General features: G+C 56.8%; 21 protein-coding genes and 2 tRNA genes. 12 read left to right on the forward strand and 11 right to left on the reverse strand.

Annotation, left to right across the window (positions count from 1 at the left end):
• Positions 1-105: 105 nt before the first annotated feature.
• Positions 106-1,539, reverse strand: coding sequence for an NAD(P)-dependent oxidoreductase (locus ACR0DE_RS19635; protein ID WP_480754917.1), 1,434 nt, complete (start codon positions 1,537-1,539; stop codon positions 106-108).
• Between the two features lie 228 nt (positions 1,540-1,767).
• Between ACR0DE_RS19635 and ACR0DE_RS19640 the strand changes: the two genes are divergently transcribed.
• Positions 1,768-2,571 (forward strand): undecaprenyl-diphosphate phosphatase, encoded by an 804-nt coding sequence (locus ACR0DE_RS19640; protein WP_480707530.1) that lies wholly within the window; start codon positions 1,768-1,770, stop codon positions 2,569-2,571.
• On the opposite strand, the gene ACR0DE_RS19645 is transcribed toward ACR0DE_RS19640, so the two are convergent.
• Positions 2,572-3,555 carry a complex I NDUFA9 subunit family protein gene (locus tag ACR0DE_RS19645; RefSeq protein ID WP_170515229.1) on the reverse strand — a complete coding sequence of 328 codons (984 nt, stop codon included), beginning with the start codon at positions 3,553-3,555 and terminating at the stop codon, positions 2,572-2,574.
• Between the two features lie 198 nt (positions 3,556-3,753).
• Here ACR0DE_RS19645 and ACR0DE_RS19650 point away from each other — a divergent pair.
• Positions 3,754-3,840 (forward strand) — tRNA-Leu (locus tag ACR0DE_RS19650).
• Between the two features lie 310 nt (positions 3,841-4,150).
• The gene (gene hmgA, locus ACR0DE_RS19655) at positions 4,151-5,512 is read left to right on the forward strand and encodes a homogentisate 1,2-dioxygenase (protein ID WP_480754920.1); all 1,362 of its coding nucleotides are present in this window, start codon (positions 4,151-4,153) and stop codon (positions 5,510-5,512) included.
• Positions 5,513-5,600: 88 nt separating this feature from the next.
• Here hmgA and ACR0DE_RS19660 read toward each other — a convergent pair.
• Positions 5,601-5,677, reverse strand: a tRNA-Arg gene (locus ACR0DE_RS19660).
• A gap of 114 nt (positions 5,678-5,791) precedes the next feature.
• On the opposite strand from ACR0DE_RS19660, the gene ACR0DE_RS19665 reads away from it, so the two are divergent.
• Positions 5,792-6,817 (forward strand): LacI family DNA-binding transcriptional regulator, encoded by a 1,026-nt coding sequence (locus ACR0DE_RS19665; protein WP_223117273.1) that lies wholly within the window; start codon positions 5,792-5,794, stop codon positions 6,815-6,817.
• 6 nt (positions 6,818-6,823) lie between these two features.
• Complete coding sequence (locus ACR0DE_RS19670; RefSeq protein WP_480754921.1) at positions 6,824-8,038, forward strand: winged helix-turn-helix domain-containing protein; 1,215 nt, start codon at positions 6,824-6,826, stop codon at positions 8,036-8,038.
• Here the strand turns inward: ACR0DE_RS19670 and ACR0DE_RS19675 are convergent.
• Positions 8,031-8,996, reverse strand: coding sequence for a helix-turn-helix transcriptional regulator (locus tag ACR0DE_RS19675; protein WP_480439470.1), 966 nt, complete (start codon positions 8,994-8,996; stop codon positions 8,031-8,033). The genes ACR0DE_RS19670 and ACR0DE_RS19675 overlap by 8 nt on opposite strands.
• 112 nt (positions 8,997-9,108) lie before the next feature.
• A complete protein-coding gene (hpaR, locus tag ACR0DE_RS19680; RefSeq protein WP_170426263.1) occupies positions 9,109-9,543 on the reverse strand; it encodes a homoprotocatechuate degradation operon regulator HpaR in 435 nt (144 codons plus the stop codon).
• A 127-nt stretch (positions 9,544-9,670) separates the two neighbouring features.
• Here hpaR and ACR0DE_RS19685 point away from each other — a divergent pair, with 127 nt between their 5' ends.
• Positions 9,671-11,080 carry a pyridoxal phosphate-dependent decarboxylase family protein gene (locus ACR0DE_RS19685; RefSeq protein ID WP_480754924.1) on the forward strand — a complete coding sequence of 470 codons (1,410 nt, stop codon included), beginning with the start codon at positions 9,671-9,673 and terminating at the stop codon, positions 11,078-11,080.
• Here the strand turns inward: ACR0DE_RS19685 and ACR0DE_RS19690 are convergent.
• The gene (locus ACR0DE_RS19690; protein ID WP_480754926.1) at positions 11,077-12,219 is read right to left on the reverse strand and encodes a DUF3095 domain-containing protein; all 1,143 of its coding nucleotides are present in this window, start codon (positions 12,217-12,219) and stop codon (positions 11,077-11,079) included. The genes ACR0DE_RS19685 and ACR0DE_RS19690 overlap by 4 nt on opposite strands.
• 145 nt (positions 12,220-12,364) lie before the next feature.
• Here ACR0DE_RS19690 and ACR0DE_RS19695 point away from each other — a divergent pair, with 145 nt between their 5' ends.
• The 3 genes from ACR0DE_RS19695 (at position 12,365) to ACR0DE_RS19705 (ending at position 15,723) form a co-directional block, all read left to right on the forward strand.
• Positions 12,365-13,537 carry an MFS transporter gene (locus tag ACR0DE_RS19695; protein ID WP_480754928.1) on the forward strand — a complete coding sequence of 391 codons (1,173 nt, stop codon included), beginning with the start codon at positions 12,365-12,367 and terminating at the stop codon, positions 13,535-13,537.
• A gap of 15 nt (positions 13,538-13,552) precedes the next feature.
• A complete protein-coding gene (locus ACR0DE_RS19700; protein ID WP_480754930.1) occupies positions 13,553-14,587 on the forward strand; it encodes a glycosyltransferase family 4 protein in 1,035 nt (344 codons plus the stop codon).
• A 113-nt stretch (positions 14,588-14,700) separates the two neighbouring features.
• The gene (locus ACR0DE_RS19705) at positions 14,701-15,723 is read left to right on the forward strand and encodes an aspartate-semialdehyde dehydrogenase (RefSeq protein WP_480754932.1); all 1,023 of its coding nucleotides are present in this window, start codon (positions 14,701-14,703) and stop codon (positions 15,721-15,723) included.
• A gap of 143 nt (positions 15,724-15,866) precedes the next feature.
• On the opposite strand, the gene ACR0DE_RS19710 is transcribed toward ACR0DE_RS19705, so the two are convergent.
• The 4 genes from ACR0DE_RS19710 to ACR0DE_RS19725 form a co-directional block, all read right to left on the reverse strand.
• The gene (locus tag ACR0DE_RS19710; RefSeq protein ID WP_480754934.1) at positions 15,867-16,559 is read right to left on the reverse strand and encodes a M48 family metalloprotease; all 693 of its coding nucleotides are present in this window, start codon (positions 16,557-16,559) and stop codon (positions 15,867-15,869) included.
• A gap of 38 nt (positions 16,560-16,597) precedes the next feature.
• A complete protein-coding gene (locus ACR0DE_RS19715; RefSeq protein WP_480754937.1) occupies positions 16,598-16,855 on the reverse strand; it encodes a hypothetical protein in 258 nt (85 codons plus the stop codon).
• 105 nt (positions 16,856-16,960) lie between these two features.
• Positions 16,961-17,497 (reverse strand): SRPBCC family protein, encoded by a 537-nt coding sequence (locus ACR0DE_RS19720; protein ID WP_170819244.1) that lies wholly within the window; start codon positions 17,495-17,497, stop codon positions 16,961-16,963.
• Positions 17,498-17,583: 86 nt separating this feature from the next.
• Positions 17,584-18,063 (reverse strand): phosphoribosyl-AMP cyclohydrolase, encoded by a 480-nt coding sequence (locus ACR0DE_RS19725; protein ID WP_170399250.1) that lies wholly within the window; start codon positions 18,061-18,063, stop codon positions 17,584-17,586.
• Between the two features lie 213 nt (positions 18,064-18,276).
• Between ACR0DE_RS19725 and ACR0DE_RS19730 the strand changes: the two genes are divergently transcribed.
• From ACR0DE_RS19730 to ACR0DE_RS19740, 3 genes are all read left to right on the forward strand, one after another.
• Positions 18,277-18,666 carry a hypothetical protein gene (locus ACR0DE_RS19730; RefSeq protein ID WP_170399254.1) on the forward strand — a complete coding sequence of 130 codons (390 nt, stop codon included), beginning with the start codon at positions 18,277-18,279 and terminating at the stop codon, positions 18,664-18,666.
• A 63-nt stretch (positions 18,667-18,729) separates the two neighbouring features.
• A complete protein-coding gene (locus tag ACR0DE_RS19735) occupies positions 18,730-20,112 on the forward strand; it encodes a leucyl aminopeptidase family protein (protein ID WP_480755012.1) in 1,383 nt (460 codons plus the stop codon).
• Positions 20,109-20,846: a C40 family peptidase gene (locus ACR0DE_RS19740; RefSeq protein WP_480754939.1), complete on the forward strand. Its 738-nt coding sequence runs from the start codon at positions 20,109-20,111 to the stop codon at positions 20,844-20,846. Before ACR0DE_RS19735 ends, ACR0DE_RS19740 begins: the two co-directional genes overlap by 4 nt.
• Here ACR0DE_RS19740 and ACR0DE_RS19745 read toward each other — a convergent pair.
• Positions 20,843-21,193, reverse strand: coding sequence for a DUF2794 domain-containing protein (locus ACR0DE_RS19745; protein WP_170399260.1), 351 nt, complete (start codon positions 21,191-21,193; stop codon positions 20,843-20,845). The two genes, ACR0DE_RS19740 and ACR0DE_RS19745, sit on opposite strands and share 4 nt — an antisense overlap.
• Positions 21,194-21,208 lie beyond the last annotated feature (15 nt).

The raw sequence follows: 21,208 nt of genomic DNA on the forward strand, positions 1-21,208 counted from the left end.
TGTCTCCTTCTTCCCAAGGGGGCACACAGGCTTTTGTTCATCTGTCGGCGTTCGCTTTCGAACGCATACCCGCTGGGATTTTTCGAATTGCTTTTGCGTTTTGTTTCACTCGGCTGCGATGGCGGATTTGGCGTTAAAACGCTCAATTATGGCATCTGCGCAATCGCGCCCGTCACGGATCGCCCAGACCACCAGCGAAGCACCGCGCACGATGTCGCCGATGGCATAAACGCCCTCCATCTCGGTTGCACCGGTCTGGAACGCAGCTTTGATTGTACCCCAGCGGGTCACAGGCAGATCAGGTTGGCCGAATAAGGTGGGCAGGTCTTCGGGTTCGAAGCCAAGCGCCTTGATCACCAGATCGGCCTCTTCGACATAGTCTGCGCCCTCAATCACTTCGGGAGCCTGACGGCCCGAGGCATCGGGCTGTCCCAGACGCATCTTCTGCACCATGACACCGTTTACTTGCTCATCGCCGGTAAAGCCTTTGGGTGCGCTAAGCCATTCGAAGATCACGCCTTCTTCCTCGGCATTCTGGGTCTCGCGCTGCGAGCCCGGCATATTGGCGCGGTCGCGGCGATAGAGGCATTTGACCGACGTCGCACCCTGACGAATCGACGTGCGCACGCAATCCATCGCGGTATCACCCCCGCCGATGACGACCACTTTCTTACCTTCCGCGTTCAAGCGGCCATTGTCGAAGTCATCAACCGCATCGCCAAAACTTTTGCGATTCGAGGCTGTCAGAAAATCGATCGCCTTTTCAATCCCACCCAGACCGCTGCCGGGCATGGACAGATCACGGGATTTGTAGACGCCCGTTGCAATAATTACCGCATCATGTTTCGCGTGGATTTCCGCGAATTTCGCGGCGTCCACATCGCAGTTCAGCTCAAATGCAACACCACCGTCTGCCAGCAGGTCATTTCGGCGTTGGACGATATCCTTTTCCAGCTTGAAACCGGGAATGCCGTACATCAGCAGCCCCCCCGCACGGTCATAACGATCATAGACCGTGACCTGAATACCCGCCCGGCGCAGCATATCCGCCGCTGCCAATCCACCGGGTCCACCGCCAATGATACCCACGCTTTCGTCGCGCTCGGCACGGGGCTGAACGGGTTTAACCCAGCCTTTATCCCAGGCTGTATCGGTAATGTATTTCTCGATCGAGCCGATGGTGACCGTACCGTGGCCCGATTGCTCGATCACGCAATTGCCTTCGCACAGACGGTCCTGTGGGCAGATGCGGCCGCAGATTTCAGGGAAAGTGTTGGTAGCCTGGCTTATTTGATACGCCTCTTCCAACCGCCCGGTTGCCGTCAGGTTCAGCCAATCAGGGATATTGTTGTGCAGCGGACAATGGGACTGGCAATAGGGCACTCCGCACTGGCTGCATCGGCTGGCCTGTTCGGCCGCCTTCTCCGCGGCGTACTCGGCATAGATTTCATCGAAGTCCTCTTTGCGGTCACTGGCGGCACGCTTTTCAGGCATGACACGATCGATCTGCACAAATTTCAGCATCGGTTGCTTGGCCACGGGTCAGACTCCATGAATTGGCTTGGTCAGGGTTCTTTAAGTGAAGTCATTCTGGATGAAAAGTCAACTGTACTGACCTATATTGAGAAAACTGCATCGCTCGATGTTTTTTCAGAGAAATTTGTCGTGTTTTTAGTTCCGATTCGGACCTATCTGGACACTTCACTTTCCCGTTGCCCGCTTATACCCATTGTTCTCAACAAAACGAGCACGGTACCGGCAGAGCAGATGAGCCTTTTTCACTTGATTCTTGTGGCGATCATTCAGGGCGTCACCGAATTCTTGCCTGTATCTTCATCCGGGCACCTGATCCTGCTGCCCCGCCTGACTGGCGCGGATGATCAAGGCCTGGCAATCGATGTCGCCGTCCATGTAGGAACACTTGGCGCGGTTATTCTTTATTTCTGGTCAGATGTGAAACAAGCCCTAGCCGGGATACCCCAAATTATCCGAGGACGAATTGAGACGCCTCAGGCGCGGTTGGCACTGGGCTTGGTCATCGCCACGATTCCGACAGTCATTGCGGGCGGGATCGTGTACCTGACGGGGCTTGAGCAGGCTCTGCGTTCAGTCGCCGTCATCGGATGGGCGATGCTTGGCTTCGGGTTAGTGCTGTATTGGATGGATCAAAAGGGGGTACAAACCAAACGTAGTTCGGACTGGGGCTTAAAGGACGCAATGATCATGGGGCTGTGGCAGATGTTGGCCTTAATCCCGGGGACTTCACGCTCGGGGATTACGATCACAGGCGCTCGTCAGCTTGGCTATACACGCGAAGATGGTGCGCGGATTGCCATGCTGATGTCGATCCCAACGATTGTCGCTTCGGGCGTCCTGCTTTCGGTCGACGTCGTCCGTGAGGCGGACACACAGCTGGCCAAGGACGGCGCGATTGCCGCAGCCTTCGCCTTTGTTTCGGCTCTGCTCGCGCTTAACCTGATGATGCGGCTTCTGCGCAGCGTCAGTTTCACACCCTATGTGATCTACCGGGTCATCCTCGGAGCAATACTGCTAATGATCGCCTATAGCTGATCAGATGCGCAGGTTCTTGGCCGAGTTCTGAATATCGTCATACTGACCCGCGGGGCGGAATTTCCACAGATATTCTGGCAGAACCGACTCCAACGTTGCGGGCTCGATCCCGAGGTCCGAAAAACCTTTAGCGTCATCCGCCACCACATTATCGCGCCGCAGATTCTTAAGTTGGTCACGGGTCAGGATATTGTTCGGAAACAACTGAAAACTGACGAACTTCGCGATATCCAACACACCCGCCATGATTTTCGCCGCCCAGAAAGGCATCCCGATGATGATCCGGCGGCGATGAATTACGTCGAGCATCTGCTGCATCAAGGCGCGGAAACTCTTTACCTCTGGCCCGCCCAGTTCATAAACACCGGCAGACGCTTTGCCCAGAACGCCTTGAACTGCCGCTTGCGCAACATCATCGACATAGACAGGTTGAAATTTCGTTTCCGCCCCAACAAGCGGCAGGAACGGGCTCATCCGTGTCATTCCTGCGAAGCGGTTGAAAAACTGGTCTTCGGTGCCGAAAATGACTGATGGGCGCAGAATGACGGCACCCGGCATGTGTTGCAAAACGCCCGCCTCGCCCTGCGCTTTGGTGCGCGCATATTCGCTGTCGGATTCGGGGTCCGCACCAATGGCCGAGATATGGACCATGCGGTCAATACCCTGAGCGGCCGCCAGCCGGGCGATCCGTTCGGCACCTTCGGCCTGCACTGCGTCGAACGCATTCTTGCCCAGCTCATTCAATACGCCGACGCAATTCACCACGGCGTCCACACCATGCATCGCTGCAGCGACCGAGGCGTCATCACGGATATTGCACAAGATAGGCTCGACCTGACCAACCGCGCCATAGGGTCTGACGAACATCGCTTCATTGGGCCGCCGCACAGCGACGCGGACACGCCAGCCTTCTGCAGCCATACGCCGCGCGATATATCGGCCGACAAAGCCCGATCCACCGTAAATCGTGACGAGTTTCGACATGATGGCGCTCCTGCTGTCTTGGTCTGAATTGATCTAGCGCCCACGAGCCCGTCGAACAAGGCGCAATAACGCCGCGCTTCTCTGAAAATCCGTCGCGTGAACCAGAAGTTGGGGCACGCACCAAAAAACTTTCAAAAACACCCCCGAATCTGGTTGACGCCCCCTGCCAGTCAGCTTAAACGCCCCTCCACGACACCTGCCCAGGTGGCGGAATTGGTAGACGCGCTAGCTTCAGGTGCTAGTGTCCGTATGGACGTGGAGGTTCGAGTCCTCTCCTGGGCACCAAATTTTCCATAAAATTTGAACCCCTGGCACTTCCGGTCACTTGACCGATGTACAATTAGACTGGTTTGGCCTGTCTGAGACAATTTCTTTATTTGACCCCGAAAATTGACCCGCAGGTACCGGAATTAACAATCTCTGTTGCACTACCTTTTGCCAGTCGAAGAAGGACATGGTGCAAGGCTATGGCAATTTCCTGCAAATCAAACTCATCTTTTTTGAAGATACCTTCCCGTCACGCTTGTTAGTTACAAAGTCAACTATTACCACACCGATTAAATTCGATCGTATCTGTCCGGAAGGAACGTGCAAAATGAATGAGCCGACCAAGAATGAACGCATGACAGTTGCCCCATCCTTGAAAGGGCCGCACGAAGGGTACATGCCGGGCTTTGGCAACGATTACGAAACTGAAGCGCTTCCTGATGCTCTGCCCCAGGGTATGAACAGCCCGCAGAAATGCAATTACGGCCTCTATGGAGAGCAACTTTCAGGTACTGCGTTCACGGCACCCTCGCACCAGAACGAGCGCACCTGGTGCTATCGTATCCGCCCGTCAGTAAAGCATTCACATCGCTATGAAAAAATCGATGTTCCCTATTGGAAATCAGCGCCAAATGTCGATCCTGACGTTGTCAGCTTGGGACAGTACCGCTGGGATCCGGTGCCCCATACCGGTGAACAGACAACCTGGGTCACGGGCATGCACACCATGACCACTGCCGGGGATGTGAACACTCAGGTCGGGATGGCCAGCCATATCTATATGGTGAACACTTCGATGCAGGATGATTACTTCTTCTCGGCTGACTCCGAGCTGCTGGTGGTGCCGCAAGAGGGCGTTCTGCGATTCTACACCGAATTGGGGATCATCGACCTCGAACCCAAGGAAATTGCCATTCTCCCCCGCGGTCTTGTCTACCGGGTCGAAGTTGTGGAAGGCCCTGCGCGCGGGTTCGTGTGCGAAAACTACGGCCAGAAATTCGAACTGCCGGGCCGCGGTCCGATCGGTGCCAACTGCATGGCCAATCCGCGTGATTTCAAAGCCCCGGTAGCGGCGTTTGAGGACCGCGAGGTGCCCTCAACCGTGACCGTCAAATGGTGCGGCCAGTTTCACCAGACCAAGATCGGTCACAGCCCACTGGATGTAGTGGCGTGGCACGGCAACTATGCACCCGTTAAGTACGACCTGCGTACCTATTGCCCGGTCGGAGCCATCCTGTTCGATCATCCGGATCCGTCGATTTTCACCGTTCTAACCGCACCTTCAGGCCAGCCCGGCACCGCAAATATCGACTTTGTTCTGTTCCGCGAGCGCTGGATGGTCATGGAAGATACCTTCCGCCCGCCTTGGTACCACAAGAACATCATGTCCGAACTGATGGGCAATATTTACGGCCAATATGATGCTAAACCGCAGGGCTTTGTTCCCGGTGGTATGAGTCTGCACAACATGATGCTGCCCCATGGACCGGATCGCGAAGCCTTTGAAAAGGCGTCGAATTCAAACCTAGGGCCAGACAAGCTGGAAAACACCATGTCCTTCATGTTCGAAACCCGCTTTCCGCAGCATCTCACAGCGTTCGCCGCCAATGAGGCACCACTGCAGGACGATTACATCGACTGTTGGAGCGACATCAAAAAGAAATTCGACGGCACACCCGGCAAGAAGTGACGAGGGTATAATTCCTTCGTCTCCCAAAAGGCAGAGAATTAGAACGCTTGATCTGTAACGCATTTAATCGGGTACGTTCAGAAAAGCTTGGCGACCCCGGCAGGATTCGAACCTGCAACCTGCCCCTTAGGAGGGGGCTGCTCTATCCAGTTGAGCCACGGGGCCGCGCGTCGTTTTCTCTAGCGGGGTTTTTTCAGATTGTCATGGGCTTTGCACAACAGTTGAACAATTCGCCCTGTTCACGCTACCATCGGCCAAACAAACAATGCAGGTATCTCGGTGACAACAGAAACAAAACGCCCGCTTACCCTTCGTGATGTCTCGGAAGCGTCCGGAGTATCCGAAATGACCGTTAGCCGGGTGCTACGTAATCGCGGGGATGTGTCGGATGCCACCCGTACCCGTGTTTTAGCCGCCGCAAAAGAGCTGGGATATGTGCCCAACAAGATCGCGGGAGCATTGGCGTCAAGCCGGGTGAATCTGGTCGCTGTGATCATCCCGTCATTGTCAAATATGGTCTTCCCCGAAGTTCTAACCGGTATCAATCAGGTGCTGGAAGATACTGAACTGCAGCCGGTGGTTGGCGTCACGGACTATCTGCCAGAAAAAGAAGAAAAAGTGCTGTACGAGATGCTCTCGTGGCGGCCCTCAGGCGTGATCATTGCCGGGCTGGAGCATACCGAAGCCGCGCGCGCCATGCTGGATTCCGCCGGCATACCAGTGGTCGAGATCATGGATACCGATGGCAAGCCGGTGGATGCGATGGTGGGAATCTCACACCGCCGCGCCGGGCGCGAGATGGCGCAGGCAATCCTGAAGGCGGGTTATGAGCATATCGGGTTTATGGGCACCAAGATGCCTCTGGATCACCGTGCACGCAAACGGTTCGAAGGCTTCACCGAAGTGCTGGGCAAGCACGGGATCGAGATCGAGGACCGTGAATTTTATTCGGGTGGCTCGGCGCTGGCCAAGGGGCGCGAGATGACACAAGCGATGCTGGAACGATCGCCTGATTTGGATTTTCTGTATTATTCCAACGATATGATCGGTGCGGGTGGGCTGTTGTATTTGCTGGATCAAGGGATCGACGTGCCCGGTCAGATCGGTTTAGCCGGATTCAACAATGTAGAGCTGCTGCAGGGGCTGCCGCGCAAGCTGGCCACGATGGATGCCTGCCGGACCGAGATTGGGCGCACCGCGGCCGAGATCATTGCGGCGAAGTTGGCCGATCCGGAATCCGAGGTTGAAACCCGCGTTACCCTGACCCCCAAGATCAGCTATGGCGACACGCTGAAACGGCGATAACGCCAGATGGCGCTGCAACGTCTGGACAACCGCGCGGCGCGGGCGCTGTTCATGGATCGGCATGCGCTTCTGGAGCAGCCCGCTGGTGGCTCCAAAGGCGAAGACCTGTTGCAGCTGATCCATCGTTTGGGATTTGTCCAGCTCGACAGTATCAACACCGTCGCCCGCGCGCATGACATGATCCTTTATGCGCGCAAGCCAAGCTATCGTGCGCTCCACCTCAAACACCTCTATGAACGCGACCGCGCGCTGTTTGAGCATTGGACACATGACGCCGCGGTGATCCCGATGGAATTCTATCGCCATTGGCATCTGCGGTTCCTGCGGGATGCAGAGATGCTGAAAGCCCGCTGGAAGAACTGGCGGCGTGACGGGTTTGAGCAAAAGTTCGAAACCGTCCTGCAGCATATCCGCGACCATGGTCCGGTTGGCTCGTCCGATGTCGGAAAAGACGAGAAAAAGGGATCTGGCGGTTGGTGGGACTGGCATCCATCCAAGACCGCGCTGGAATATCTCTGGCGATCCGGCGCGCTGACCGTGGTTGGACGCGATGGGTTTCAGAAACGCTATGACCTGACAGAGCGGGTTATAGAAACTCAACTTTGCCCCGGCAATTTGCACTGCGACGCAAATGAAACTGTGGATTGGTTGTGTAACGCCGCACTCGACCGGCTGGGGTTCGCCACATCGGGAGAGCTTGCCGCGTTCTGGGATACGGTAAGCGCTGCCGAGGCAAAATCCTGGTGCCAACAGGCTCTAACACAGGGTGAAATCGAAGAGATCTGCGTCGAATGCGCAGACGGGCGGGAACGAAAAGTGTTCGCCCGCCCCGGTCTATGTGAACACGCTACAGAGCTGCCCGATGCGCCGGGCCGGATCAGAGTTCTCAGCCCTTTTGACCCTATGTTGCGTGACCGGAACCGGGCCGAGCGGTTGTTCGGATTCCACTATCGGATCGAGGTGTTCGTACCCGAACCCAAGCGTACCTACGGCTATTATGTCTTTCCGTTGCTTGAAGGGCACCGGTTGATCGGGCGCATCGACATGAAGGCCCAGCGAGACCGTGGACTGTTGCGAATCCGATCCGTATGGCCAGAAAGGTCGGTGCGTTGGTCTGATGCAAGAACCCGCCGCCTGCAGGCCGAATTGGACCGGGTAAGGCGATTTGCGGAACTGGACGGGGTGGAACTTGAAAAGGATTGGCTGAAAGATCCTAAATAGAACCCAATTTTTCGATCAGGAAACCTTGTTCCTCAATCAGTAGGCGCAGCTCGTTCAGCGAAACATGGGGCGCCCTGCCCGATGTATCCAGCTGCGCATTTGCCCGCCCATACAAAGCCTCGCGACTGGCCAATATGTTCTTGAGCTGTTCCATCGCCTTGGGATTTCCGGCCATCGGGCGTTCGTCGCCTTGGGCGCGCACGCGGTCCATATGCTCGGTCGGTGACGCGCGCAGCCAGATGGTGTGAAACCGGCCAAGCAGGGTAGCATAGGTCGAAGGCTCTGATACGATCCCGCCCGCGACTGCCAGCACGACCCGATCATGCTCTGCAATCACCCGATCCAGCGCCTGCGCTTCCAGATTGCGATACCCGTCTTGCCCGTAGAACGCCATCACTTCAGACATGGGCATGCCGGCCATCTCTTCAATCATGGCTGTGAGCTCAACAAACGGCAGTCTTTGTGCAGCGGCCAGCATAGCGCCAAGAGTTGACTTACCCGCTCCGCGTAATCCAATCAGACAAACCCGATGCGCACGTGCATCCTCATCTGGGTGAGGTTGCAATGCACGCCTGACGCTTTCTTTGACGTCGTCGCTGGCTTGTCGGAAAAGCTCAACTATCTGCAAAGCATCCGAATCCCACGGATCATCTTCACCAATCAACCATTCGGCTTTGTAATCCAGTGCCTGTGCGACACGGTGCAACACGCCGATCGAGATGTTGCCCTCACCCGCCTCAAGCTGCGCCAAATAGCGTGGGGAAACGCCCGAGTTCTCAGACAGGATCCGGCGCGGGATGCCTCGCATTTGACGCGCCCGGCGTACTCGCGCGCCCACTCGCTCGCTTAAATCCTGCTTTGCAATATGTGCAGGCGGTGCCGGTTCTGGCGGTTTGGGCCCATCCATCTGCATTGAACCGTTTGTTAAAGGTAAGGATGAGGCTACGACGCGAACCATCTACGGGCAACGAATATTACCTTCTCCGCCCACAATGCTTATAGTTTGGGGCCTTAAACGAGGTCTGAACGACGGCAAACAACTTGGTTAGAGCCTGTTCTGAGCATTGCGCTCAGCCTTCCAGCTGGTGAAGCTCTACCAGAAGGTCCAGCAACTTCTCGTGCTGCTCTGCCCCGAGCAAAGAGCGGGTGTGTTCCGCCAGCTCCAACATTTCCGCCAGATTTGCGTCGATAATTTGCAACCCGTTCTCGCTGATTTCGACAATCTGTCGGCGGCGGTCTTTGGTATCCGGCCGCCTCATAATCAGCTTGCTGTCTTCTAGCTTTTTCAGAATGCGCGTCAGGCTGGGCAACAAGAGGCAGGCGCGCTCGGCGATCTGAGTAGGCTCCTGAGGTCCTTCTTCCTGCAAAACGCGCAGAACGCGCCATTGTTGCTCGGTGACGCCAGCATCCGTTAGCACACCACGAATAGGCCCCATCACCCTTTCCCGAGCGCGCAACAGCGCTATCGGCAATGATCGGGACGTCTGTGGTAAGTTTCTTGACATATGGAATTTTCGCGCAATTCCAAATATTTCGCAATAGAACGTTGGTTGTGGTTGAGTTTCGTTTACTGGGCTTTACTTAACTTGTTTAGCATATGATACTGACAAAAAGGCTACCGAGGCGGATAAGATGAAATGGAATGAATTCTCCGATTGGGGCAAGAAGGTTGCCGAGTGGACGCAAGACTATCACCTGACGGTGGGCGACAAGCCCGTGCGCGCCTGGACCGAGCCGGGCGATATCCTGAACGCTCTGCCCGCGCATCCCCCTGAGCAGGGCGAGCCGATCGAGGACATCTTTCATGATTTCGAACAAATCGTGATGCCCGGCATTACCCATTGGCAACACCCTCGGTTCTTCGCCTACTTCAATTCGAACGCCTCGGCCCCGTCTGTTCTGGCCGAGTTCCTGGCCAGCGCCATCGCGCCGCAATGTATGCTGTGGCAGACCTCGCCCGCCGCAACCGAGATGGAAACACGAATGATGGACTGGCTGCGCGAAGCGCTGGACCTGCCCAAAGGGTTTGCCGGGGTTATTCAGGATTCGGCGTCATCTGCGACATTGGCGGCTGTGCTGACCATGCGCGAGAAGGCGATGAACTGGCAGGGCAACACGCTGGGGCTGTTCGGTCAAAAGCCACTGCGCATTTATTGCTCTTCCGAGGTTCATACCTCAATCGACCGCGCCATCTGGGTTGCGGGGATTGGACAGGACAATCTGGTGCGCATCCCCGTGCAAGGTGATTGGCGTGGAATGAACCCCGATGCGCTTGAAGCAGCGATTCAATCAGATTTAGAGACTGGTTTCCACCCGGCGGGCGTGATCCTTTGTGTTGGAGGGACCGGAACCGGGGCAACTGATCCAGTGGATCGCTGCCTTGCGATCGCACAGAAATACGGCCTTTATTCCCATGTCGATGCAGCCTGGGCGGGGTCGGCGATGATCTGCCCCGAATATCGTCACTACTGGCCGGGGATCGATCAGGCCGACAGCATTGTATTCAATCCCCATAAGTGGCTGGGCGTGCAATTCGATTGCTGTGCGCATTTCCTGAAAAACCCCGATGATCTGGTCCGCACGCTTGCGATCAGCCCGGAATATCTGAAAACCCACGGCAAGGACGGGATCATCAATTACTCGGAATGGTCGGTGCCATTGGGACGTCGGTTCCGCGCGCTGAAACTGTGGTTCGTCATCCGCACCTATGGGCTGGAGGGGCTGCGCGAACGGCTGCGGAATCACGTCAATTGGTCGCGCGCGCTGCATGACCGTCTAGCAGCAGAACCGGATTTTCGGATCGTGACGCCTCCAATGTGGTCTCTTTGGACCTTCCGATACGAGCCGGATGGGGCCGACGATCTGGATGATCTGAACCTGCGGCTGGTGAATGCAATCAATGATGATGGGCGGATCTACCTGACACAGACCCGCGTGGATGGCGATATGGTCATCCGCTTTCAGGCAGGTCAGTTTGAAACCAAAGAACAGGACGTGATGATGGCCTATGACGTGATCACTGAAATCGCTCGAGGGCTTTAGGCCCTCATTGACGCTGCAGCCTGCGCGTATCCCCCCGAGGCCCCGTCAACAAAATGCACATGGTCGTCGCGCATGGCCGAGGGAACAAAGCAGGTCATCATCGCCTCTTGCTGGGCGTGCATGCCATATCTGATTTTGCCTTTTGTTTGCGCGTCGTCCAGCATCTGAGTGAGCTGTTCCAACGTGCTCGAGTCACAATCCAGCGTCATTTTCAGACCGTCATCAAACTTTCGGAAATCAGCGTTGCTACTGACCATCTCCTTGTAATGCTTGGGTTCGAATTGACCCAGGCGCATCCCGGTTTTGAACAACAAGCCGATCAACATATTCCCGATCATCAAGCGTGTTTTCTGCATCAGAAGATTCCGACCCGCGCGTGAGACATGGGCATCGATATCGACGCCGGGCGGAGGGAAACTCATCGGAGGTCCTTTGGCGGGAACCGGGTGACCGGCGCGTTCTAGCCCTTCGGCGACGGACAGGATGGATTGAGTCAGGGCGGCGAATTCAGCCTCATTAGACTCTGATGTAGGCTGAATAACCAGTGAAACGATCTGACCAACCCTCGCTGGACTGTTGGACCAACGACAAGATAGGCCGGTCAGATCGGGCTGCGCGTCAGGTCCGGCTGGTTGCACAACAAGTTGCCCGGATTTCATCTGAGCCTCGGCCCAGGCCAGTCCCCCGCCGGTAAACATCGCATAGTCAACGCCGGTGGACGGCGCAAAGCGAGCAACACGCAGATCACGTCCAGCGGCGCGGATGTCGGCCACCGAAACCAGCGCTGCACGCAGAGTGATTGAGAATTCCGTTTCGGCCCAGCTTTGCAGTGTTGCCAGCGTATCCCGCGCGATCTCGGCATCCTCACCCGATACGGCGAATCCAGCACCATCACCACCGAAGACATACGGAAATATGCGCCCACCCAGCGCATTGATCATGCCTGAAATCACGGCCGCCCCCACCATGTTGACGGTCTTGTACCGGCCCCGCGCGATTTCACCGGTCGAATCTACGATATCGGCGACGCCCAGAACCCATGTCTCTGGCAAAGGTGTGAACTGCGCGGGGTCACTGAGGCTGAGGAAATTGTCCGAAATGGGGACGGAGTCATAAAATACAGAGTCTGAGGGGGTCATAACACACTCGGGAAATCCAAAATCTTCCGTGATGATAGCTCAATTGTGAAGAATGTCCGCCCCAATCGATTCAATCATGGCACTTGTGCCGATCAACGCGGCGTGCCAAGCATCGGGGCGAGGCAGCTAGACAATAGGTCAAGAAATGCAGGCAGGTTTGGTGATCTTGTGTCTGGCCTATGTACTCAGCCAGTTTTTCCGCGCTTTTCTGGCAGTTTTGAGCACCGATCTGGGACGCGATATCGGCGCAACACCCGAAGACCTCGCCTTTGCTTCAGGTCTTTGGTTTCTAATCTTTGCGGCGATGCAGATCCCGGTGGGCTGGGCACTGGACCGCGTCGGTCCTCGGCGCAGTTCTGCGGTGCTGCTGCTGATCGGCGGGGCTGGCGGGGCTGGCTTGTTCGCGGTCGCAACGACCCCGTTCCATGTGGCGCTCGCCATGGCGTTGATCGGGGTAGGATGCTCGCCGGTTCTGATGGCATCCTACTATATCTTTGCACGAGAGTTTCCACCTGCCAAATTCGCCACGCTCGCCGCCGTGATGCTGGGCGTGGGATCTGTCGGCAATCTGGTCGCCTCATACCCCACGGCGCTGGCGGTCGAGCTGATGGGCTGGCGCGCTACGCTGGCCGGTCTGGCGATTATCTCTGCTGCGGTGGCTGCGGGGATCTGGCTGACGGTGCATGACCCTGAAAAGGTAAAAACCGAGCAAAAAGGATCACTTCTGGACCTGCTGAAAGAACCTGCGCTGTGGACCATTCTGCCGCTCATGCTTGTGTCTTATGCGCCATCGGGTGCGATCCGAGGGCTTTGGGCCGGGCCGTATTTGAATGACGTGTTCGGGCTCAGCACCGCTCAGATCGGGACGGCAACGTTGATCATGGGGGCCGCGATGATCGCGGGAACCTTCGCCTATGGGCCGCTGGACCGTATGCTGGGCACCCGGAAATGGGTGATCCTGGGCGGTAACGTGTTGGGGGCCACGACGCTCGGCCTGTTGTGCCTGTGGGTCGACAGCGGCGTTTGGGTCTCGGTGCTGCTGTTGGCAGTGATCGGCTTTCTGGGCGCCAGTTTTCCGGTGATCATGGCCCATGGCCGGGCCTTCGTGCCGCCGCATCTGGTCGGGCGGGGCGTCACCCTGCTAAACCTTTTTGGCGTCGGCGGCGTCGGTCTGGCGCAATTTGCCACCGGGCGCATCCATGCAGCCAGCGCCGGGATCAGCCCCTCAGCACCTTATACGGCGATCTTCGGCTTTTTCGCGGTCACCCTTGCCATTGGCTGCGTGATCTATCTATTCAGTCGGGACAGCGTGGACTGAAACCGGAGACCGCCCGTGCAGGACATTGAGGTGATTGCACCCAATCTGAAGCATTCCCTGTCGGGCGTGACAACGACGGTGATCCGACTGCTGCCAATCCAGCAGAAAATGATCGGCATCCGTGCCACCGGTCCCGGCCTGCCGCCAGATTTGCCCCATATCAGACTCTGGAAACTTTTGTTTCTGTCCAATCGAAAACGCGTCTGGCATGCACGCCGGAATACCGAGATGTTGATGGGTCTGGTCTTGCGTTCGGTGCTTCGACGCAACTACAAACTGCTATTCACCTCAGCTGCGCAACGTGATCATTCCGGGTTCACCAAGCGGCTGATGTCGAAAATGGACGCGTTGATCGCGACGACGCCTCAGGCCGCTTCCTTTCTGGAGCATCCCGCTACTGTCATCATGCATGGCGTCAACACCAAGCTGTTTCACCCAGCCGAAGACAAAAGCGCCCTGCGCCAAAAACTTGGCCTGCCAGACGGGCTGCTGGTCGGCTGTTTTGGCCGTATCCGCCCTCAGAAAGGGGTCGACTTGTTGGTCGATGCCGCCCTGAAGGTGCTGCCTAATCACCCCGATGCGCATGTGATCTTCACCGGGCGTACCACCAACGAATTTGAGGCGTTTCAGGCTGAGCAGGAGCAAAAGCTGCAGGACGCCGGGCTGGGCGACCGCGTTCATTTTCTGGGTGAGCGTCCTTGGGATGAGATTGTCGAGACCTATCGCGCGCTCGATCTGTTCGTTGCGCCCGCACGGCACGAAGGTTTCGGCCTTACACCGCTTGAAGCGATGGCCTCGGGCGTTCCAGCCATAGCCAGTCACGGGGTCGGCGCGTTCAGTGCGCAAATCAAGGATGGTGAGACCGGAAGACTGGTCGAGAAAGACAATGCCCCTGCACTGGCCGACGCGCTGGAGGATATGGTGCAGGACCGCGCCGCGCTGGCCGCTGCGGGACTAGCCGCGCGCGCCCATGTCGAGCAGAATTTTCGAATCGAAGGCGAAGCGCAGGCGATTGTCGAGGTTTATCGATCCTTGCTGAAACAACCCTGAACGGTACTGAACTGTGTCAAATCGGTGTGACGGGGTGAAATAAGCCGAAACCCCTCTTTTTTCTTTGCCGCAACGCGGCTATGAACGCGCGTCCTTAACTTTGGAGACATGAAATGGGCTATCGCGTCGTAGTCGTCGGCGCCACGGGTAACGTGGGCCGCGAAATGCTGAACATCCTGGCGGAACGCCAGTTCCCTGTCGATGAACTTGCTGCTCTGGCAAGCCGTCGTTCGCTGGGTACTGAGGTGACATTTGGCGACAAGACGCTCACTACCAAAGATCTGGACACATTCGATTTCACTGGTTGGGACATGGCGCTGTTTGCCGTGGGTTCCGAGGCCACAAAGGTTTACGCCCCCAAGGCGGCAGCGGCTGGCTGCGTGGTGATCGATAACAGCTCGCTCTATCGCTATGACCCGGAGATTCCGCTGATCGTGCCGGAATGTAACCCCGAGGCGATCCACGGCTATAAAAACAAAAACATCATCGCCAATCCCAACTGCTCGACCGCGCAGATGGTCGTCGCGCTGAAGCCGCTGCATGACCGTGCACGCATTAAGCGAGTGGTCGTCTCGACCTATCAATCGGTGTCGGGAGCCGGCAAGGAAGGCATGGATGAGCTTTGGGATCAGACCAAGGCCATCTATAATCCCACGACCGAGGTTGAGCCGAAGAAGTTCCAGAAACAGATCGCTTTCAACGTCATCCCTCAAATCGACGTCTTCATGGAAGACGGCTCGACCAAGGAAGAGTGGAAGATGGTTGTCGAGACCAAAAAGATCGTCGATCCGTCGATCAAGGTCACCGCAACCTGCGTTCGCGTTCCGGTATTCGTTGGCCACTCCGAGGCGGTGAATATCGAGTTCGAAGAGTTCCTCGACGAAGACGAAGCCCGCGACATCCTGCGCGAAGCACCGGGCATCATGGTAATCGACAAGCGTGAAGCCGGTGGTTACGTCTCGCCCATCGAATGCGCGGGCGATTTCGCCACGTTCATCAGCCGCATCCGTCAGGATTCGACGGTTGAGAATGGCATCAACCTGTGGTGCGTTTCGGACAACCTGCGCAAAGGCGCGGCTTTGAACGCTGTTCAAATTGCAGAATTGCTGGGCCGTGAAGTTCTGAAGAAGGGGTAACCTTCGCCAGTTGGTTATGACTCTATTAAACCCCGCTGCACCGCCAGTGGGGTTTATTATTTTGTGGACGGGCAGAGATGGCAATATTGCGGGGCAAAGCCGCCCTGTGCATGCGTTGCCATTGCCTATCCAGCACCAGTTGGTCAGCCACCGATCTGGGACATTGTCGCTTTTACCGCATGGTATCTTTGAGAGTTTGGGGGATGCGTCCCCAGAAAGCGATCACCAGGATCAGGAACTCGTGCGAAGTACAGCGCACCCTTGAGTGGATCATAACCCGCTTTGTAGGCTATTACAGTGCCTAGTCGATCAGCTTCCAATTCAAAGTTCTTTGAATAGCTGCGGCCGCCAACAAAGGCTCCAATGTCTTGTGCTGCGGCAATGTCATTCGGCCCTGACCCCGCAATTGTTGCTAGACCGGCCAAAAGCACCGCACCAGCCGCCGCATTTTGGGCCTGTCGCGCCAAATGCCCTTGAATGTGGTGAGCGGCCTCATGCGCCATAACAAATGCAAGTTCATCAGTGTTGTTTACATTCCGTATCAGCGCTTGAGTCATTGTGATAACGGGGCGCCCCGACTTGCTTAAACTCTGATACGCGTTTGAGGGTGCTTTTTTGTCTGGATCAATGCGGATCAAAAAATCACAATTCACATTCTTAGTGCGGCGGCGGCATTCTCGTTCTGCCACAGGTTCTATTCGTGAGGCGACCTGACGGAACCTTATTTGTGCCTGTTGTGAACTGACGGGCACGCTCGCGCGACCGGGGTTTGGAATAGGTGCTGATGGAGGAGTGGTGGTTGAAGCGCATCCCGCTAATGCCAAAACAGCTAACATCAATACCGTTCGCCTCATAAACACACCTTTCCAAATGTTCAGAGCATCAAAATCGAATCTGTGGCTTTCGAGAAACCAACTTGCACATTCGAACCTACGGTCTTCACGATTTGATATTCAATAACAGACGGGTTGTCGGTGGTCGCCCCGATTAAGCTGTCGTCAAAATGGTAGGCACTACAAATGGCGTTGAAGCGAAGGACCAAACGATCCACGCCCCGTTCTGTATGGGCCTGAACCGAGTTGAACACCGCATCAGCGGCGGCTATTTGCGCTGCACGATGGCTTGAACTCAAACTCCTGCGCGGCAAATGGACTGCTATGAGCGCACGTACAGTTCATCAATCGTTTCTGGTATGGCCTCAAAGCAGTCATCAGAGAGATGCCTCCTGCCTGATCCTTCACCCCTGTCCCTCAACCAGCGTCTTCAAATTCTCCAACCCGCGCTCGTAATCTCCGCCGACCCAATTGTCCATCATTAGGCCCATCCAGCGGGACATGGGGTTCATACCAAGGTCGGATACGAATCCCCAGGTAACCTGTGTGCCTGATCCTTCTGGCCGCAAATGGAACGAGGCGGTGGCTGTCCCCATCGGGCCAAAATCCAGTGCAGTTTGCACAGACTGATCCGTGGTGCTCTCGGTGATTTCCTGCGAGCCGATTCCCACCTGCGGGTTGTCCGAGGCCCAGTTCAGCGTGTTTCCGACGCCCGCTTCCGGGCCACTATAGCTCAGCTTGGTTTCGGGGTCTCGGGACAGCCAGGGGGACCATTTCTCGGTCTCCTGCATCGAATTCACATAGGGAAAGATCGCCGAGGCTGGTGCGTCGATTGTGATGCTGCGGGACACTTCGGCTTTTCCGGGGAGCAGATAAGACACTCCGACAAGCGCCAGAATGATCACCAGTAGGGTGACGAGAATACGTTTGATCAATTTCATGAGTTCGATCCGATTCTGAAAACATCATCGGAAACATATCAAAAAATCGACGTAATTTCAGAGGCCCGATCGTATGACCCGCAGGATCAGGCCGGTGGCTGGTAAGGCAGCGACGAATGGTGCAGCACGATGCGAAGCACTCCGTCAGCGTCTTTTTTGTAGCCGAAGCTTTTGTCGACTTGCGTGATGTTACCTTGGCTATCCGTCAGAATGACCTTGCCCATCCACATGGCGACATCGCCTTCGACGAAGCTGGCCGATGTCTCACTTGCCATTTCGCGCCAACCCTTGATTCCGAAACCGCCATCAAGCGGAAATTCGGCATCGTGACCGACAAAATAGGCCAGTGCACCGTGGCGAGTCGGGCGAAAGGTTTGATCTCCGGACGCCATAGTTGGTTTGAACAGGACCGGACCCAGATTATAGCCGTATGCCGCATCCAGAACACCCTCGGCAACGGAACGGGCCGCATCGATCCCACCGTCTTCAAAAGCTTTGGAGATCGCAATCAACCCATCGCCCCAGGCGGTACGGGCAGCGGCCAGCTCGTCAGTGGTAATCGGCATGATCCTGTCCTTCTCTGTCCGGTTTCTATGGTACTGGCAGCAAGTGAGCGTCAACGCAAGAGGTGTGACCGGACTCTCGCCCGGTTTTGCCCACAGAACCGCGTGGAAGCCTGAATTCTCAGAAAATTCGACCCATTCTTTTGAACCGGTGCAAGGTTTTGCAAAGTATTTGCCGCCAATCTCTGACAGTGCCGTGGGGGCATTTCAATTGGGGTGAATGTGGTGGACAAGATTATCACACTGGAACAGAAAGAACCCGTGCGTCTGGACCCGGACCGCCTGAGCAGCCTGTACAATCAGCTTGGCGACACCAACGCGATGGACGTGCTGTGCCGCACGGTTGAAGAACTGGCGTTGCGGCTGTCGAATTGTGAACGGTTTTGGCGGCAACGCGATTGGGCCGGGCTGCGCAAATGCGCAAAATCTCTCGTGGCCATATCCGAGCAAATCGGCATGACAGCACTGGCACGTGTGGCAGGCGATGTAGCTTGTACTGTCGACGCTGGCGATGCGGTGGCGACAGGGGCGACTCTGAGCCGCCTAATCCGGGTGGGTGAGCGATCGCTGACCGCCGTCTGGGACCAGCAAGATCTATCCGTCTGAGGGGGGTTGCGAGTGCGCCGCAGACAGATAGTCTGGGCGAAAATCCAACCAGCCGAGACACGCATGACCCTGTCCTTCGCCCCTGCCTCCGACCCATCGCTGCCACTACATGTGTTAGAGCAATCAGATTTTGAAAGCTGGCTGACCGATCAGCCGGATCATATCCGAGCTTGGGTTACGGCCGATGGGTTTTCCGGAGCTCTGGGTCAAACACTTCTGCTGCCCGGCACAGATGGTAATCCGCAGTTTGCCTTGGCGGGATATGGCAGCGCGGCAAAACGGGTACGCAAGCGATTTCCGCTAGCCGCTGCCGCAGAATCGCTGCCCAAGGGCACCTATCATATCGCCTCGGGCGTTCCCGCAGATGTGCTTGAGGCTGAATGCCTGGGCTGGCTGATGACGGGATATGCCTTTGATCGCTATGCGGCGCAAAGCCCGGCCAACGCCACGCTTATTGCGCCCGATGGCATAGATGCCCGGCGGATCGAAATCATGGCCAATGCCGAGGCATTGACACGGGATCTGGTCAACACACCCGCTTCGGACATGGGCCCGGCGCAATTACAACACGCGGTTGAGGCACAGGCACGGGAACACGGCGCAGACATCTCGGTCATCACAGGCGATGCGTTGCTGGAACAGAATTTTCCGATGATCCACGCGGTGGGGCGTGCTGCCGAACAGGCCCCGCGTCTGATCGAGATGAACTGGGGCGATCAAGGGCCAAAACTAACATTAGTTGGGAAAGGGGTCTGTTTCGATACCGGCGGCCTGAATCTGAAACCCGGTGCGTCGATGGGGTTGATGAAAAAAGATATGGGCGGAGCGGCCAATGTGCTGGGTCTGGCCCGTATGATCATGGCGCTGGATCTGAAGGTGCAATTACGGGTCCTGATCCCGGCGGTCGAAAACGCAGTAGCGGGCAATGCTTTCCGCCCCGGCGACATCCTGACGGCGCGTAATGGGCTAACGGTTGAGATCAACAACACTGATGCCGAGGGTCGGTTGGTGCTGGCCGATGCCCTTGCTCTGGCGCATGAAGGGGCACCAAACCTGCTCATCTCGATGGCCACTTTGACTGGCGCGGCCCGGGTTGCATTGGGCGCTGATCTGGCCCCGTTTTATACCGATGACGACAAAGCCGCGGACGTGCTGGCGCGTGCTGGCCGGGCTGCCGCTGATCCGGTCTGGCGTATGCCTTTTCATGACCCCTATGAAGCGATGATCGAACCCGGCATCGCTAACCTCGACAATGCGCCTTCTGGTGGATTTGCAGGCTCTATCACCGCGGCACTGTTCCTGCGCCGGTTCGCTGCCGAAAGTCGCTATATGCATTTTGACATCTATTCGTGGCAACGCAGTAAGGAACCCGGTCGCAGCAAGGGTGGTTTGGGCCAAGGCCCGCGTGCCCTCCTGGGGGCTTTGCCAGAGATCCTTGGCCTATGACTCAGGCGCGCATCATTCAACCGGTCATAGACCTGCTGCGCCACCCTGACGGTCCGCGCGACCGACAATTGTTGTTTGGCGACACGGTCACTGTTTTGGACGACCAAAGCGGCTGGAGCGAGATCTCAGCCAGCAAGGACGGCTATACCGGATGGGTGGCGACAGACCATCTGGGACCAATTGAGCCACAGACTCACTGGATCGTCGCCGCTTCGACCCATGCCTATGAGAAGCCCGAAATTAAAAGCCGCGATCTGACCTCGCTGAGCTTTGGCAGTAAAATCAGGGCTCTGTCTGAGGAGGGCGGGTTTCTGGAAACGCCAATCGGGTTCATTCCGGGGGTGCATGCCGTGCCCGCCTATTCCCTGCTGACCGATCCCGTTTCCGCGGCCGAACTTTTTCTAGGCACCCCTTATCTTTGGGGTGGTAACAGTCGATTCGGGCTGGATTGCTCGGGCCTCGTACAGCTCGCACTGCTCGCCTGCGGCGTTCCTTGTCCCGGAGACAGCGGCGATCAGGAACGCGAAGTTGGTGGATCGGTGCTCGAGGGCGATCACGCACGGCGCGGAGACTTGCTGTTCTGGAAAGGCCATGTTGCCTGGGTTGCCGCCGAAAACCTTCTACTTCACGCCAACGCCTATCACATGGCCGTCGCGCTCGAACCGATGGATCAGGCGATTGCCCGGATCGCTGCCCAGGGTGACGGGCCGGTTACAGCGCACAAAAGGCTCTAATCCAGGTCAACCGCACGGATAAGCTTGCGTTCCAGAACCCTCAGAACCGCGCGCAGATCGTGCCCGCGCTTCAAAATACGCCCATCCATGCCGACCACGGAATACATGCCCTGACGTAGCCGCAGGCGCGGGTGCTTCTCGACCCTGTAAATGGGATGTTCCGCCGTGCGCCGAAAAATCGAAAATACCGCCATATCCCGCAGGTTCGAGATTCCGTAGTCGCGCCATTCACCGGCAGCGACCATTCGGCCATAAACAGACAGGATTTGAGACATCTCGCGCCGGTCAAACGCGACCGGCATCTGGGCAGAGCCGGACCCGAACCGGCTGGGAGGCTGCATGTTCATATGACAAGCCTTGCC

The organism is Ruegeria sp. C10 (genome assembly GCF_056537805.1).

Bases quoted from the DNA above. Each gene is read 5' to 3' on its own strand.
- ACR0DE_RS19695 (WP_480754928.1), top strand. From the start codon at position 12,365: ATGCAGGCAGGTTTGGTGATCTTGTGTCTGGCCTATGTACTCAGCCAG.
- ACR0DE_RS19740 (WP_480754939.1), top strand. From the start codon at position 20,109: ATGACTCAGGCGCGCATCATTCAACCGGTCATAGACCTGCTGCGCCAC.
- ACR0DE_RS19710 (WP_480754934.1), bottom strand. From the start codon at position 16,559: ATGTTAGCTGTTTTGGCATTAGCGGGATGCGCTTCAACCACCACTCCT.
- ACR0DE_RS19645 (WP_170515229.1), bottom strand. From the start codon at position 3,555: ATGTCGAAACTCGTCACGATTTACGGTGGATCGGGCTTTGTCGGCCGA.
- ACR0DE_RS19685 (WP_480754924.1), top strand. From the start codon at position 9,671: ATGAAATGGAATGAATTCTCCGATTGGGGCAAGAAGGTTGCCGAGTGG.
- hpaR (WP_170426263.1), bottom strand. From the start codon at position 9,543: ATGTCAAGAAACTTACCACAGACGTCCCGATCATTGCCGATAGCGCTG.
- ACR0DE_RS19640 (WP_480707530.1), top strand. From the start codon at position 1,768: ATGAGCCTTTTTCACTTGATTCTTGTGGCGATCATTCAGGGCGTCACC.
- ACR0DE_RS19675 (WP_480439470.1), bottom strand. From the start codon at position 8,996: ATGGTTCGCGTCGTAGCCTCATCCTTACCTTTAACAAACGGTTCAATG.
- ACR0DE_RS19745 (WP_170399260.1), bottom strand. From the start codon at position 21,193: ATGAACATGCAGCCTCCCAGCCGGTTCGGGTCCGGCTCTGCCCAGATG.
- ACR0DE_RS19690 (WP_480754926.1), bottom strand. From the start codon at position 12,219: ATGACCCCCTCAGACTCTGTATTTTATGACTCCGTCCCCATTTCGGAC.
- hmgA (WP_480754920.1), top strand. From the start codon at position 4,151: ATGAATGAGCCGACCAAGAATGAACGCATGACAGTTGCCCCATCCTTG.
- ACR0DE_RS19670 (WP_480754921.1), top strand. From the start codon at position 6,824: ATGGCGCTGCAACGTCTGGACAACCGCGCGGCGCGGGCGCTGTTCATG.
- ACR0DE_RS19720 (WP_170819244.1), bottom strand. From the start codon at position 17,497: ATGAAATTGATCAAACGTATTCTCGTCACCCTACTGGTGATCATTCTG.
- ACR0DE_RS19725 (WP_170399250.1), bottom strand. From the start codon at position 18,063: ATGCCGATTACCACTGACGAGCTGGCCGCTGCCCGTACCGCCTGGGGC.
- ACR0DE_RS19735 (WP_480755012.1), top strand. From the start codon at position 18,730: ATGACCCTGTCCTTCGCCCCTGCCTCCGACCCATCGCTGCCACTACAT.
- ACR0DE_RS19705 (WP_480754932.1), top strand. From the start codon at position 14,701: ATGGGCTATCGCGTCGTAGTCGTCGGCGCCACGGGTAACGTGGGCCGC.